Annotated in this window: 17 protein-coding genes and 1 pseudogene; 8 read left to right on the top strand and 10 right to left on the bottom strand. The window is 61.0% G+C overall.

Going from position 1 to position 13,536, the window contains the following annotated elements; translation table 11 throughout:
• The first annotated feature begins 237 nt into the window (after window positions 1-237).
• On the top strand, window positions 238-1,818 hold the full coding sequence (locus RHO23_RS00920) for a sodium bicarbonate transporter family protein (protein ID WP_070942820.1): 1,581 nt from the start codon (window positions 238-240) through the stop codon (window positions 1,816-1,818).
• Window positions 1,819-1,887: 69 nt separating this feature from the next.
• Here the strand turns inward: RHO23_RS00920 and RHO23_RS00915 are convergent.
• A pseudogene (locus tag RHO23_RS00915) lies at window positions 1,888-2,106 on the bottom strand (hypothetical protein); the annotation flags it as partial.
• Window positions 2,107-2,179: 73 nt separating this feature from the next.
• Between RHO23_RS00915 and RHO23_RS00910 the strand changes: the two are divergent.
• Together RHO23_RS00910 and RHO23_RS00905 are read left to right on the top strand one after the other, a co-directional pair.
• On the top strand, window positions 2,180-2,344 hold the full coding sequence (locus RHO23_RS00910; protein WP_373877284.1) for a hypothetical protein: 165 nt from the start codon (window positions 2,180-2,182) through the stop codon (window positions 2,342-2,344).
• Between the two features lie 70 nt (window positions 2,345-2,414).
• Window positions 2,415-2,819, top strand: a complete 405-nt coding sequence (locus RHO23_RS00905; RefSeq protein ID WP_081349562.1) for a low molecular weight phosphatase family protein — start codon at window positions 2,415-2,417, stop codon at window positions 2,817-2,819.
• Window positions 2,820-3,329: 510 nt separating this feature from the next.
• Here the strand turns inward: RHO23_RS00905 and RHO23_RS00900 are convergent.
• The 3 genes from RHO23_RS00900 to RHO23_RS00890 form a co-directional block, all read right to left on the bottom strand.
• Window positions 3,330-3,794, bottom strand: a complete 465-nt coding sequence (locus RHO23_RS00900) for a hypothetical protein (RefSeq protein WP_123771714.1) — start codon at window positions 3,792-3,794, stop codon at window positions 3,330-3,332.
• A 232-nt stretch (window positions 3,795-4,026) separates the two neighbouring features.
• Entirely contained in the window at window positions 4,027-4,500 is a 474-nt protein-coding gene (locus RHO23_RS00895) for a MarR family winged helix-turn-helix transcriptional regulator (RefSeq protein ID WP_116079902.1), read from the bottom strand.
• Between the two features lie 225 nt (window positions 4,501-4,725).
• Window positions 4,726-5,376: a hypothetical protein gene (locus RHO23_RS00890; protein ID WP_116079901.1), complete on the bottom strand. Its 651-nt coding sequence runs from the start codon at window positions 5,374-5,376 to the stop codon at window positions 4,726-4,728.
• A gap of 265 nt (window positions 5,377-5,641) precedes the next feature.
• On the opposite strand from RHO23_RS00890, the gene RHO23_RS00885 reads away from it, so the two are divergent.
• From RHO23_RS00885 to RHO23_RS00870, 4 genes are all read left to right on the top strand, one after another.
• Complete coding sequence (locus tag RHO23_RS00885; protein ID WP_116079900.1) at window positions 5,642-6,505, top strand: SAM-dependent methyltransferase; 864 nt, start codon at window positions 5,642-5,644, stop codon at window positions 6,503-6,505.
• A gap of 181 nt (window positions 6,506-6,686) precedes the next feature.
• The gene (locus RHO23_RS00880; RefSeq protein ID WP_164687537.1) at window positions 6,687-7,091 is read left to right on the top strand and encodes a redoxin domain-containing protein; all 405 of its coding nucleotides are present in this window, start codon (window positions 6,687-6,689) and stop codon (window positions 7,089-7,091) included.
• A 45-nt stretch (window positions 7,092-7,136) separates the two neighbouring features.
• On the top strand, window positions 7,137-7,355 hold the full coding sequence (locus RHO23_RS00875) for a hypothetical protein (protein ID WP_070940878.1): 219 nt from the start codon (window positions 7,137-7,139) through the stop codon (window positions 7,353-7,355).
• Between the two features lie 76 nt (window positions 7,356-7,431).
• Window positions 7,432-7,710, top strand: coding sequence for a hypothetical protein (locus RHO23_RS00870; protein WP_070942187.1), 279 nt, complete (start codon window positions 7,432-7,434; stop codon window positions 7,708-7,710).
• Window positions 7,711-7,820: 110 nt separating this feature from the next.
• On the opposite strand, the gene RHO23_RS00865 is transcribed toward RHO23_RS00870, so the two are convergent.
• Window positions 7,821-8,723, bottom strand: coding sequence for a hypothetical protein (locus RHO23_RS00865; RefSeq protein ID WP_423488557.1), 903 nt, complete (start codon window positions 8,721-8,723; stop codon window positions 7,821-7,823).
• Window positions 8,724-9,068: 345 nt separating this feature from the next.
• Here RHO23_RS00865 and RHO23_RS00860 point away from each other — a divergent pair, with 345 nt between their 5' ends.
• Window positions 9,069-9,560 carry a hypothetical protein gene (locus RHO23_RS00860; RefSeq protein ID WP_070942035.1) on the top strand — a complete coding sequence of 164 codons (492 nt, stop codon included), beginning with the start codon at window positions 9,069-9,071 and terminating at the stop codon, window positions 9,558-9,560.
• Between the two features lie 336 nt (window positions 9,561-9,896).
• Here the strand turns inward: RHO23_RS00860 and RHO23_RS00855 are convergent, their stop codons facing one another.
• The 5 genes from RHO23_RS00855 to RHO23_RS00835 form a co-directional block, all read right to left on the bottom strand.
• A complete protein-coding gene (locus RHO23_RS00855; RefSeq protein WP_070942034.1) occupies window positions 9,897-10,190 on the bottom strand; it encodes a hypothetical protein in 294 nt (97 codons plus the stop codon).
• Complete coding sequence (locus RHO23_RS00850) at window positions 10,187-10,507, bottom strand: hypothetical protein (RefSeq protein WP_123771712.1); 321 nt, start codon at window positions 10,505-10,507, stop codon at window positions 10,187-10,189. The genes RHO23_RS00855 and RHO23_RS00850 overlap by 4 nt, the downstream gene beginning before the upstream one ends.
• 300 nt (window positions 10,508-10,807) lie before the next feature.
• Window positions 10,808-11,809, bottom strand: coding sequence for a hypothetical protein (locus RHO23_RS00845; protein WP_164687536.1), 1,002 nt, complete (start codon window positions 11,807-11,809; stop codon window positions 10,808-10,810).
• On the bottom strand, window positions 11,796-12,341 hold the full coding sequence (locus RHO23_RS00840; RefSeq protein ID WP_062920307.1) for a DUF6932 family protein: 546 nt from the start codon (window positions 12,339-12,341) through the stop codon (window positions 11,796-11,798). The genes RHO23_RS00845 and RHO23_RS00840 overlap by 14 nt, the downstream gene beginning before the upstream one ends.
• Before the next feature lie 47 nt (window positions 12,342-12,388).
• Complete coding sequence (locus RHO23_RS00835; protein WP_070942031.1) at window positions 12,389-12,994, bottom strand: hypothetical protein; 606 nt, start codon at window positions 12,992-12,994, stop codon at window positions 12,389-12,391.
• Window positions 12,995-13,536: the final 542 nt, after the last annotated feature.

Below are 13,536 nucleotides of genomic sequence, written 5' to 3'. Positions count from 1 at the left end.
TGGCCGCTGGACGTACCCCGTAGTCGAGAGGAACGTGATGCTAGGCAGCAGATGCGATGTTCGATCGAACACAATGCGGTTGGTCCTGGGACCATCTCGATGGATGCATCTGTGTGGCACTGCAGATCCTGTCGCGGATCGGTGATCGTCTGGAGCATGCGTCTTGATCCGTTTGAGCCTCGATGACTTGCCTGAAAGTCGCTGAGGGCACCCCACTGTGTCGAATAGGGTCAATACGTGTCAACCAAACGGAGCGGCGCGTCGCAGGACCCACATGCACACGAGGTCGGCCTCCTGACTTACACGGGCCGGTTTGGCGGTGGTCTTCGGGCGGATGTACAGCGAAGGCTGCCTTCCTATGTCAGCGACTTCACCGATGGGCTGCATTCGAAAGTCGTAGCGTCTGTGGGTTTTCTTTTCTTCGCGTGCCTTGCCAATGCTATTGCCTTCGGTGGCCTTACCAGTGTCGTGACCGGCGGTGAGATCGGCATCGTGGAAATGATTGTGGTAACTGCCTTCGGCGGAATCCTGTTCGCGCTTTCTTCTGCCCAGCCTCTGACACTGTTGGGCGGCACCGGCCCCATCGTCATCTTCACCGGCCTGTTGTACACGATATGCCAGCGTTTCGATGTTCCCTTTTTACCGGTCTACGCCTGGGTGGGCGTCTGGTCGGGCATTCTCATTCTCATCCTCGCGGTGACCGATGCCAGTGCGCTCATGAAGTTCTTCACCCGCTTCGTCGACGAGATCTTCGCCGTCCTGGTCGCTGTCATCTTTATCGTCGAAGCAGCGCGCTCGGTGGTGTCGCCCTTCACTACGTCCCCACGCAACGACGCGACCGCCCTGATGACCGTGGTTCTGGCACTGGGAACATTCCTGTTGGCCCGCACCTTCAAGACTTTCTTGCAGACTAGGTACCTGCAGCGCAGGCTCCGCGAGTTCGTGGCAGATTTCGGGCCCACCATCGCCATCGCCCTGATGACACTATTCGCCTTGTTGTTGCCAGAAGTCGAGGTGGCGGACGTGGCCATTCCCGACCATTTCGGCACCACCAGCGGCCGGTCCTGGCTCGTCGACATGTTCTCGTTGCCCGTCTGGCTGATAGTCGCCTGCCTCGGGCCGGCAATCCTGGTCACCGTTCTGCTGTTTCTCGACCAAAATATTACGACGCGCCTAGTCAACAGCCCGTCGCATGCCCTGCGAAAAGGCGGCGGCTATCACATGGACCTGGCGGTTGTCGGCCTCATCACCGCCGTGAGTTCTATATTTGGTTTGCCCTGGATTGTGGCGGCCACCGTCCATTCCCTCAACCACGTCAAGAGTCTGGCGACCACCACACGACAAGACAACGATTCCAGCGCCGAACGCATCGTAGCTGTCCGAGAAAATCGAGTCTCCCCGCTGGCCATTCATATCCTGATCGCGGCCTCGATTTTCATGTTGCCGCTGATCAAGCAAATTCCGATGGAAGTACTTTTCGGCCTGTTCCTGTTCATGGGATTTGCCACCCTCAACGGGACGGAATTCTATGCGCGGTTGAAACTATGGTTGACCGACCCCAACCTGTACCCCGACACCCACTACGTTCGTCATGTTCCCTGGAAAGTGATCCGCCATTTCACCTTGGTCCAGCTTCTCTGTCTGGTGGTGCTGTGGATCCTCAAGAGCAGCCCGGCGGGGATCTTGTTCCCCTTATTCATCGCGATGCTGGTGCCGCTCCGCCTCCTGCTCAACCGGTGGTTCCAGCCGGAGCACCTGGCATGGCTCGACACCGACGAGGAAACTGATGATGCCAGCATGGGCGACTTCCGCCCCTGAGTTCGAGGCCGGGGTGAGCAAGGCGACGATCTGGCACCGTCTTCGCGGCTAACCCGGAGGCTTCGGCCCGGACATTCTCACGAGCGTCTGTAAGTATTGGTATGCCAACAGCTCTGGCGTGAGCTTGCCAGATTTCATTGCGGCCAAGACATTTTCGATGGCCGTGGCGCGCCCCGGAGCATGGAGGTACTGGGCGGCACGTGCACCCTGGAACGATGTGCATTCACCGTGATCAACCCGTCGCAACAGTCTTGACCTGGCGCAGATAAGCGCCGAAGACATCGCGGAAATCCAGGCGCACAGTGCGTAGCACCGGGGCGATACCACACACCCGGCTTCGCGAACGGTCGTTCGGTACGTAATGAAAGAGGATAGAAATCAGCTACAGATATCGATTTGTGACAGTTCTTGGAACCTGCCCCACCCCGCCGGACAATCCGCCGATGCCACCTGCCCCATCCGCGACGACATCGAACAGCGTGTCCGCACCCTGCTGGCCGTACTGGGCGTGACCACCACCCAGTAGCAGTCGGGTGAGACTCTATTTCTATTACTGTACAACGCATTTCACACATCGCCCAAGGAGGGAATCAACAGTGTCCAGCGAAAAACCCTCGGTACTGTTGATCTGCCGCCGCAACGGCGGTAAGTCTCAAATGGCGGACGGGCTCATGCACAAAGAAGCCGGAAAGCGTATCAACACCTACTCGGCGGGCACTGAACCCGGCGAAGCCATCAACCAACCATCCGCCGAATCACTGCTGAAAGTGGGAGTGGACATCCCCAGCGAACACCCCAAACCCATCTATTCTGAGCTGCCGCGTAATGTCGATCGCGTTATCATTGTGGGCCAGAAAGCCAAACTCCCAGCAGCCGAAGGAGTTAACGTCGAATACTGGGACACCGACGAACCCTCCGAACGCGGCATCGAATGCATGCGACTAATCCGCGACGACATCACCGATCGCATACAACGACTCGCCGCCGACCTCGGCCGGTAGAGCAAGCCCAGCCGACCAGGTTCTGGCGCAGTTCGCGCACAGCGGATCTGCAATATCCGCGACCACCTAGGTGCGTTGAATCAGAAGCGGGGGTTGAGTCTTTGTCGCATACGGCGCACGGCTTTTGTTGTACGGCCCGTAAGGTGGGCGACTTGTTCGTGGTTGAGTGATTGGTTCAGGGCGACACTGATTTCTGACACTGTCCATCGCTGATGGGTGTGGTTGCCGTCGCCATCTGTAAGGCCGGATCTGCGTCTTGCAGCGGCCGCGCCGGGCGTCTGCTCAAGGGCGCGCCAACGTAGGCGCTCAGCTTCTGCGATCCGGCGGACTCGACTGGCTTCAGCTCTCTGGCAATCCTCGCATCGACATCCGCTCTGATAGCCGATGACTCCGTGTCTTATCAATCGGTTGTCCTGTCCTGTGTCAGATGCCTCTCAGCCCAATCGAATACGGGTCTCGGTTGGCTGATGCCATTGAGCTAGGGACGTTCCGCGAAGCAGCGGAGTCTGCTCAGGGATGTCCGGTATCAGGTGTCGCGGTCGGAGCTGCCGAAGAAACGCCTGCAGGTTCGGGAGGGGCCCAGTGCCATTGTTCTGGGGCAGGCCCGTGTGCGTCGTCGCCCAAGCCCGGAATCCGGGTTCCGGGCGGCGGCGCGGTACCGGGTAGAGGTTGGTTTAGCTCCTCTTTGGGACGGCGGCCCAGCAGACCGCCCCCGAGCTGGCCGTCTTGGTATTGATGCCACAGCCTTCGCAGGTAGTCGCCTCCGGAAACATCGGCGGCCTCCTCGCCGGGCGCGACCCCGTAGATTTCCCCCTTGCCAGGTTCCGCTGGCGTAAGGTTCTGCGGCAGCAAATACTGGTTATTGAGGGCATTGGCGCCCGGGACCGTGACCGGGCCGGCGCGGCCGGGGGCAGCTGGCGCCACGTTCTGACCCAGCAGACTCGGATCCCCTGCGATGCCTAGGTTGGTTGGCACGCCCCCGGGGCCCTGTTCTGTACCCGCCATGGCCAATGGGTTTCCGATCTGGGACGGTGGCGGAGGCTCCGGCAAGCCTGGCGGTCTGACTGGCGCCGTCGGCTGCTCCGGTGTATCCGGCCCGGGGTCAGCCTCACAGGTAGCCGCACTGCTGCCGTGAATAGTTGGGCCAGCACAGGCAGCCATCCATGAAGAAGTGAGAGCTGCCCAATGAAGTGACGCATCGAGGCACCTACAGGCCAGCAGAAGCGGAGGGCTCGCCGCCAGCAGCGGTGAACGCACTCAACGCGCGCACCAAGCCGCGACGCTCCCGCGGCGCCATCTTGCCTGCAATCTCAGCGATGACAGCCCGTCGGCGCGCCGTGACCTCCTGAACCACGCCTTCGCCGTGAGCGGTCAACTCGACCACCAATTCTCGGCGTGAGCGCGGGTGCGGCCGTCGATCGATCATTCCAACGTTGACCAAACGATCGACCATCCGGCCCGTCGTAGACGGCTGAACCCCTAACAACTGAGCCAAGGCGGCCAAGTTGATCGGGCCCTCATTGGACAAGATCACCAAAGTGCGAAATTGCGGAAACGTGATCGTCTCATCCACCTCCGCGATCGATCGCGCAGAGATCGCCAACAGCAGCCGCGAGGCGACCAGCAGCGAATCTGTAAGGGCATCAAGCGATTCCGCTAGACCTGCCTCGTCAACAGTCACACCGTCTCCCTTTCAGGGCAGCCCATCAACACCCAGCCGAGCAATACAATACCGCACGGTAACTATTGCATAATGCTAGTGTATGCCTCTGGCCGCGCGCTGACGCGACGTATGGATGCGTGGCCGGTACAGGGCGCTGGCGGGTATTACCTGGTGCGACGGAGAGGCCCGCCAGCGCCCCCGGCCGGTTTCGCGCCTTGTGCACGGGCCGTCAAGGTGTCGGCGTCAGGCTGAGTGGCTGATGATGCCGGGAAAAGGCAGATCCCGCAGGATCGGGTCATCGGGGAAGCAGATCGATGCCACAGACACCGTCGGTTGTGGGGCTCCGGCATCAGCGGCGATATGGAGGCGATAGCCCGCCGTGTCCGCCGACCACCCCGCGGCGCTTGGGTCCTCGTTGACCTGCGCACCCCAGCTGCGCCACAGCGCCTGCGTTCTGGAGGCAATTTGGTTCGCTTGCATCTGCGGCGATGTCATGACCGCCATGGAGACCTCGAAGCGCACCGTCGGGCTAGCGGCGTTGGCGCCCGCACAGGCCGTGGTGCGGCCGCCCACCGGCATGGCGCCGCCATCGAGATAGCTCCCGATCGGTAGCGCGTTGACTGTCTTCTCCAGGTAATCGACCACTGCCTTCTGAACCTGCGGCCGACTGGCTGCGAGCTGCGTCACCGAATGGTGCTCTTTGTCAATGGTATTGGTTGTCAGGCTGCTGAGGGGAGCGGATTGGGGTGAACATGCGGTCGCCCCGGCAAGCACGCCGACCGCGGCGAGGCGGCGCTGTCGCTGCAGGAAGGCCGAGATCTGCCGCGCAAATGTGTGGGTTGCGGGAGCGGGCGAATGCGACAAGCCTGCGCCTCCGAATTCATCGATACCCACGCGGTTTCACTCAGTCCGCCCAGGCCAGCACTGATTTCACTAAAGATAACCTACAAAAAGTATTGCATACTGCTACCGTATCTGGCGGCTGCATTCACGGCGCAGCGGCCAGAGCCGAGTGCTGGTGGTGACGCCAGATGCGATAGGGATACATCGCCTGCGTTGCTCTGATCTGGGTGCCCGCTGCCGTGTGAGGAATGCGGTGGTGTGCCGGGAAGACTGGTCGGCGTTATTGAGTCGACCGATCAGAGAGCTGAGGGCGCCTATGAGTTCGGCGGTGGGATACGGCGCCTATGGTTCTGCCTCGGTCCTGGCCACCGAGCAGTATGAGGCCTCACCGCTGATCATCGACCCGTACGCGATTCGTCTACTGCCTCCCGCGTTGCATCTGAAAGCTCTGGCCACGCGCCGGGCACCGGTGCGGCGGGCGATGATTGCCGCAACGGAGAAGAAGATCTGCGGCGGGTGGGCTGGCGTGCTATGCCGCACGCGGTACATCGATGAGCAGCTCATCGAGGCCCTTGCCGACGGACTTGATGCGGTGATCATCCTGGGCGGCGGGTTCGATACGCGTTTGTACCGGATACCGCAGTTGACCGGTGTCCCGGTCTGGGAGGTCGATCTGCCAGCCAACAGCATCCGTAAGCAGCAGGTGGCGGCGCGTCGTTTCGGATACATCCCCCGACATGCGACATATGTTGCTGCCGACCTAGCAACCGAGAACATGACGAAATGTCTGTCGGACAGCGGATTTGACCTGGATATGCGCGCGTTTGTGATCTGGGAAGCCGTGTCGATGTATCTGACTGAAGCTACTGTGCGACGCACGCTGCGGCACATGCTCGCGCTGGCGCCGGGAAGCCGCTTAGCGTTCACCTTCCTGCGTAAAGCATTTGTGGACGGGTTCGCCATGTATGGCGCGCGCGCTGGATACGACGAATTCGTGGCACAACAACAGTTGTGGCACTTCGGTCTACATCCAGAACAAGTCTCAGAGTTTCTCGCCGAGTACGACTGGGATCTGCTTATACATGTGGGCGCAGCAGAATATTCGCAGCGCTACCTGCGACCTGCACACCGCGACCTACCTGTTTCAGAGATCGAACGGGCGGTGATTGCCCAACGCTAGCTCATCGCACGATAAGTCTAGAACTAGCTAGGAAAGCTGAATCACCTTGAAAAACAGCGCAATAACTCTCGTCGCCATCGTAATTCTCGCAACCGGATGCTCACCTGCCCGCACACTGTTTACGTCCCAGCAGCTGCCCGCGGCTAACCCGCACGCATCAACACTGACCGCAGAGCCGCTGGTGCCCTGGCAGCTGCAGTTCATCGCCCAATCACTAGACGGAGGCGGGTTTTCCGGAGAAGACTTGTGGGGCAAGCCGACCGTGATGTGGTTCTGGGAACCTTCCTGCGCCGCGTGTAAGTCACAGGCCACGATCGTGCGAGCCGCGGCCGCCAAGCATCCAGGCATCACCTTCGTCGGGGTCGGAATCAAAGCCAGTGCTACAGATCTGCGGGCGTTTATACGCAATCACCCCATGGAATTCACACAGGTCATCGACACCAGCACGAACATATCGAGCCGCTTCGGTATCACCCAGTCACCTGCATACGCCTTCATCACCGAAGGCGGCGTCATAAACACCGCCAAAAAACCATTGTCACAGCACGATTTAACGAAACAAGTCAACAAGCTCAACGACGCTTGACCCACCGCCGGAGTCCATCCGTTCACCTATACGAAAGGCCACCTCATGCCCGCCAAACAAAGCACCCCCAACCCAGAGACAGCGCCGAACTCCACCCCGGGCCGAGCCCTTGCCGGCATACTCGAAGGTAGCGCTGTCGGCATAGAAGGGCGCCGCGCCTACCTCAATCCCCAGCAGATGAGTCCTGAAGATATCGCCGCGATCCGGCACGGCATAGCCGCGCTAGATGCCGAGCTGTGGGCACTCAAACGAATCTTCCGCTAGTAGGCCGATACACCGCCACGACATGAACAGTGAAACCCCGCAACGCATCAACACGAGAACATGCCACGATCACCCGATGATCGAGGACCCTTCCACCGCGCAGGCGCGTGCGCTGCTGACTTCGCTCTACGAGCATGTCGTCGAGGTATCTCAATCGATCGCCGAGACCGAGCGTCAGAGCAGGAATGCTCCGAGCCGACCTGCGGCAGTCAGACATCAACGCCGCCATCTGGTGGCGCTGAGGGGGGAGCTGTACGAAGCGCACCGGCATATCGATGGGCTACGCCGACAGTTCCCCGCCGCGCGTGATGTGCCATGGCCGACGATCAATACTCAGGAAGCGCCTCGTCAGTAGCGATTTGCCAGTTCGCTTCTACTGCACACTATTTCAAACTCGCACAGCCGATTCTGCACCTAAGCGTGCGACAGGACACCGCATCCGTCAACCTGTGATTCACCCATCGCTCACCCACCTAGACGCGCCGAGCTAGGACCTCCAAGCCCGTCAACAGTCGATCCTCCCTCCACATGCACGCCACCGTCATTAATACGATTCCCTGAGCCCTCCTCGTCGTCCGTTTGCACTGAAGATGATTCGAACTTGCGCTGCAGACTGCCAAGCTCTCTCATCCGCTCAATCAGAGACCGAAGCTCCACGAACGCCTCTGGTGCCAGATCCAGCCAGCCGATCTGGACCCCGATGGTGACCTCACCTGCATTCCCGAAATCCACTGTGATGAGATCCGCGCCGCCACTGCGGCTCGCTGCCACAGCTGCCGGCTCCGGTGACGTCTCGGTCACCGCAATGGCATCGTCAGATGAGACCGCCGATAATGTGGGTATCACCAGGCGGTCTCGGGCCGGGTTGAGTAGTCCAGCAACTTCTGCCGAACTCATCATCACGCGCCGGGTATTGGCGATATTCTTCTCCGGGACCCCCCGATGACGCAGGTCGGCCTCGATCCCCGGGGCCTTCGGAAGACGGCCCCCGTCGTACAGCTTGAACAACTCCCGGAACAGCGCGATGTTCATCCAGGCTTCGACCATCGCTGCTGGCCGCTGGTCGACGTCAAGGGCACGCATCCCCAAATCAGTGAACTGCAGACGACCCCGTGAGCCCGTCAGGAAACCGTAATGACTGGCCGCCGCGGTCCGCGCACGAAAAGCCCCGGAGTTCGTCGACTGATCCAACGTGCTTGCGATCTGCGACAACGACGGAGACCGCCCATGCTGATACGCGGCTTCGAGCACCTGCAGGACGTTGGCCAGATTCACACGGGGCACCCCCGTCATCTGGCCTGAATCGCCGCCCACTGCGCCATCATCCTCACTGGTGGACGCAGACACTCCGAGTTCATCTGTATTCATGACTGCAATTGTAGCGCGATAGGGGATACTATGGGGGACGATTGATGGCGGTGGAGGCAGGAGAGGATTGCAGACATGAGGCATTCACGCCCGGCAGTGCGTGCGGCGCTCGCCGATTTGACGCATGACGGGTGGAGCTTGCGCCCCGGTGGCCATTGGGGGGTATTGACCTGCAGATTCGCCTGTAAATGCCGGATCAGCGTCGCAGGTAGCCCTCGAGATGATCTTTATCACGCCAAGTATCTTCGGCGCATGGCGCGTCGGTGTCGACGGCGTTCCGAACACGATTGATGAAACACATCGTGTTATTATTGAGACGTTGTCAGACGTACTCAGGGAGGCACTATGTGGGATTCCGCAGTGGCTCATCTCGTTGTGGCTGTCAATGCCGACCAGTTCGATGAGCTCGCTAGGTGGGCTGGCGACCACGACGGTATAGCTCAGATGTCCGGCTCGCAGGGGCTTGTCACATTGTTCGTCCATGCCAGTTCTCTTGACTCTTACCGTGAGGGCGTTCTTGCCGCCGCAGAAAAGCTGCGGTCGCAAGGTTTCACCGTGGTGGGCCTCGATCTCGATCTCGTGAACACCACCGATATTGCGGATCGGACTGGGCGCTCACGCCAGGCCATCCGTCAATACAGTGAGGGACTGCGGGGCCCTCAAGGCTTTCCCGCGCCGTTGGGTGAACCCGGTGGTGTTCGAGTCTGGGATTGGGGCAGCGTCAACGAGTGGCTGCGCACGTCCGGCCTGGGCGGTGACCCCGAATACCATCCGACCCGCGAAGTTATCGCCGACTTGAGCACCGCACTTCAAAACCCGATGGCTCCCGCCCGATAGCTCGCACGGCTCCCTCGTCGGCAACGGCCAGCGTAGCTAGGCCTCGTATCTTGTGGCGCCGCTGAGCCAGTCCGGGCGCTGTACCTGACGGTGAACCGCGCCTTGATCCGGCGGTGCGCGGTAACCAAACCGCATCATGTCAGCTGGGCTATCGCACCAATGCGACACCAGTGGGCCATAGCATACGTCAGCGGAACTCTTTGCAGGGCTGCATATTACGACTGCGGCGGGCATCATTATCTGTGTAGACTGTAGGCTGTAGCGGCACCACTATCTCCAACGCCAATTCTTTGTCGGCCGGTTTGATCGTCTTACAAGGGCTCGACAATACGTTCCTTATCGTCGTCCTGCTGGTCGGTAGCCGGACACATCGCGTTCTTCGAGGCGCCAGTGTTTGGCGGGGTAAAGCTTCCGTACATCTTCATAGCGACCAGTAATCCCGCTGACCGGCTTGCTGATCGACGGATTGTTCGGAGTGGCAAGGTACTCGATGCTCGATCCGCTGAGATATCCACGCAATAAACGCCGGATCACGTTGGTCAGATTGTCGCCTTCGCCCTGGGCTTTGGAGTGTCCTGCGTCCCACTCATGGCCAGGAACTCGCACGGTGCGGCGCGGAGTGACACTCACAGCTGCTGGTCGCTATCGGCGCGCCAATCAGATACCACGCGCACCTGGTGCCGGATACCGGCTGCGCCGTCAAGCGTTTGGCCCATCGCCGAGTCTGCCAGGTATCTCGTGGCGGGCCAGGTGTCGCTGACCGGTTGAACAATTCCCCTTTCCTGCCGCAGCCCAAGGGAATTGATCAGCTGGTCGCGTAGGGCCGCAAGATCAATCACTCGATCCTTGGCCCCCTGAGCCAGCAGCCCTCTGTCGGCGCCGAGTGCCCATCCTTGGGCCGCGAATCCTCGGATCAGAGCGTCGTCAATCTCGCTATGCAGAGTCATCATCACCCCTTCACAAGCATGCTAATTGTTGCTAATTTTACCAAAAAAGCATGACATTTGAGCCGTCAGGAATCTTCGGCTATGTCGTTACTTCTAGGCTCGATCGATGGTCGAGGCGGCTGGGACCGTTTACGCGAGATGGATAGGGCCGGGGAATTCATCCCCATGCCAAGCTGGGCGAGGATGTTCAGTTGCCAGCTGGTAGTTCGCCGAAATCGACTCTGCTACAGCGCTGCACGTCGATACCGCACGCGTGGGGCAGGGGTGTGCGGCCGATATCGGCGGGTGCCGGCGCGCTCGTTAGGTGTCCGATTGGCCGAGCTTTGTCACAGCTTCGGCGGTGTAGGTCGTTTTCATGTTGCCGCCGGGGGTGGTCTCGATCTTCATGATGGCGTTGATGCGGACACGGTCTCCGACTGCTAGTCCCCGGATTTGACTCGGGTCGATTCGTCCGAGTCTGACGGTGATCGTGTCGCCGTCGTCTTGTTTGATCAGCCAGGATGAGACTGCACTGACGGTGAGATATTCGCCGAGGATCTCGACGGGCTGTTCGTCGAGGTTGGCGTGTTCAACGGTGGCTGCCATGTAGGCGGCCGCGGCCGCGGTGACCCGGACGCGGCGGGTGGTGCGCGAGGGTTGGCGCCAGTCGATATCGACGTCAAAACCGGCGCGTTCCAGTGTCTTTGCGAGGTCACGTACGGCTGAGGCAGTCCGTGGCCCCATGTCTTCGAGCTGGCGCACGAATGCTGACTCCTGCTCGATGGCGCCGATATCGATTCCTGCGGCGAACACCTCGATTGCGGCGCCCACTGCTGTGTCGAGCATCTGATCACCGGGGTCCAGTTCGGAGAACATCCCCACCTTGCCCTCACCATGCCCGGTTTCGTCGATCGCACTCACTGCGGGCGCCACCGTCAAAATAATTGACCCGGGCGCCGGCGATGCGGACAGCAGCAAATCCGTGCGGCGCCGTACATCAGCATTGGCTTGCCTGCCGAGCGCTTTGTCACCGGTCTGCGATGCGCCGACTGCGGTGGCTACACGTTGAAACCCAGTCATCACCCGTGCAACATCGTTCATCTTGGCCGACGACCCGGTAACCCCATCCCCGGTGATGCGGATGTTGCCCCGCGAAGTCAGTGTCCTTCCCAGCGGATCCGCTGCGATCAAGTCCTCAATGCCGATCCGGGTCAAGTCGCCGGGGGTTGACCATTCCGGCACCCGCTCGGCCGCCTCCGGGCTGGCCATCGCAGCCAGTATGGCGGCCGCCATCTGGTCGAGATCGCGATCAGGTGTAGTCATCGAGCGTCACTTCCAGGTATCCACGTCGCGGTAGGGCATCCAGGCGCACTGGGGCCGAGCCGGCAGTCCCGGATCGCCTCCTTTGCAGCACATCGTCGACCTGGCCGCGGGAGTACAGGTACTCGGCGTAGTAGTTGTCGTCGATTTGCGTGTCAGGTTGGCAATGCCAGGCTGCCAGTCGAGTATCCACATCGACACCGACAACTTTGTGGACTTCTCCCGGGGACGCGAAAGCACGGAGCATATTGTGGGCCTCTGGGTCGAGGTTGGCTTTATCCAACTCGAGGTCTTCGACCCAGTACAAGCAGTGGATCGCAGGGGGTTCAGCGATTTCGGTGAGAAATGGCCCGTACAGCCAGGCCGCGTTGACAGGGGTGTAGCGGCGCAACAGGTTGGTCATGGCCTGCCAATCCCCCCACAACAGGTGGCGTCGAGGCGGGCGGTCCTCAACGAACCTGACGTAGATCTCTTCCTGAGTGACCCGGTATCTTCCGGGCGGCAACTGACCGTCAACATCCAACTCGGGTAACACCGCCACCCCCTCTCTGAGGGGATGCTGTCACAAAGGACTCGCCCCCTCTAGGGCGTATTGCAAATTGCAGCCTCAGCGTTATCGGTTGGTGGCCACGGCACAGCGTCGGCAATAGCAACATCACCGCCGCTGGCGGGAGTAAACAACGCCGCTACTGCCTCATCGACCGCGGCAATCACTCCACGGGCGGCGGCTAGCAACTCTGCATCGGGCGAATCAGTGGCGTCCCGTACCGCAGCAGCCAGCCGATCACGCGCTATCAATAGCGTCCCGAAACCCCGCTTCGGGGTGCTCTGCGGCACAAGTTCCTCGGAGATGAAGGCGCGCAGCAACTCGTCCAATGCACGCCGCTGACGGGTGCTCATTCGATGCGCCTCGGCCGGGACTTCGTATTGCTCAGCTGCGGGGGGGCGCACTCCCGCGGCTGTGAATGCGGCGGTCTCGGGCACCTCGGCCAGGTAAGCAATCGCCCGAATAGAGGCGTCCGAGGGTCGGGAGGCGTAAGTGCCTTGCCGCAGCCGGTTCAAGGTCGCGTGCGATACCTCGTGGCCGCCGCGTTGGGCGATCTCGGCCAATCGCCGCCCTGATGCACCCCCGTGGCGCTGCACCGCCAACTCAATCAACTCGACTAACGATCTGCTGGTTGTCCCCATGATTCACCCGTTCGTGTCGGTCCCGGTTCGGCGTGTATACGCCTGCTACATCCATTGTTCTGACACTTGTAACGCGAGTCAAGCGTAACTCGCCGATATATATGCTCCACCAGTGAGCTAGCGTTATGTAACGTGTCTCACGTGTCAAGAGTCAATGACTTTAGGGGCGGTAGCTCGCTCGACCCCCTTGGGCCTGAGGCGTCGCCGCGACGAGGTCCGGGGCCACAGAGGTCGGCCAAGTGTGTGTTCGAGGTGCGCGAGGGTGCCGATGTCGCAGAGAACCGTGCCGGCCAGGATGCGCCCGATGGTGGTGTGGGCGACGCCGCTGGCCTGCGCCAGGGGTCGTTGACCGATGCCGGTTTCGGTCATCGCCGCACGCAATGCCCGTGCGACGTGCTGTGCGACAGCCGCCGCCGGCGGCGCATCGGCCGCCAGCTGCCCGTCTGGCCAGGCGCCAGCGGGCATGTACTCGGCGGGTGGTCGAACGCCGTGGCTGCGCGACACCACCCGACCATAGCGCCCAACACGGCACTCGACAGCTC

It is taken from the genome of Mycobacteroides sp. PCS013 (assembly GCF_049532645.1).
GTDB classification, from domain to species: Bacteria; Actinomycetota; Actinomycetes; order Mycobacteriales; family Mycobacteriaceae; genus Mycobacterium; species Mycobacterium gwanakae.
This window is presented reverse-complemented; position numbering and strand designations above follow the sequence as displayed.

Coding starts and splice junctions, on each gene's coding strand:
- RHO23_RS00910 (WP_373877284.1), top strand. CDS start 2,180: ATGAAAGAGGATAGAAATCAGCTACAGATATCGATTTGTGACAGTTCT.
- RHO23_RS00885 (WP_116079900.1), top strand. CDS start 5,642: ATGAGTTCGGCGGTGGGATACGGCGCCTATGGTTCTGCCTCGGTCCTG.
- RHO23_RS00875 (WP_070940878.1), top strand. CDS start 7,137: ATGCCCGCCAAACAAAGCACCCCCAACCCAGAGACAGCGCCGAACTCC.
- RHO23_RS00870 (WP_070942187.1), top strand. CDS start 7,432: ATGATCGAGGACCCTTCCACCGCGCAGGCGCGTGCGCTGCTGACTTCG.
- RHO23_RS00865 (WP_423488557.1), bottom strand. CDS start 8,723: ATGAATACAGATGAACTCGGAGTGTCTGCGTCCACCAGTGAGGATGAT.
- RHO23_RS00860 (WP_070942035.1), top strand. CDS start 9,069: ATGTGGGATTCCGCAGTGGCTCATCTCGTTGTGGCTGTCAATGCCGAC.
- RHO23_RS00850 (WP_123771712.1), bottom strand. CDS start 10,507: ATGACTCTGCATAGCGAGATTGACGACGCTCTGATCCGAGGATTCGCG.
- RHO23_RS00845 (WP_164687536.1), bottom strand. CDS start 11,809: ATGACTACACCTGATCGCGATCTCGACCAGATGGCGGCCGCCATACTG.
- RHO23_RS00835 (WP_070942031.1), bottom strand. CDS start 12,994: ATGGGGACAACCAGCAGATCGTTAGTCGAGTTGATTGAGTTGGCGGTG.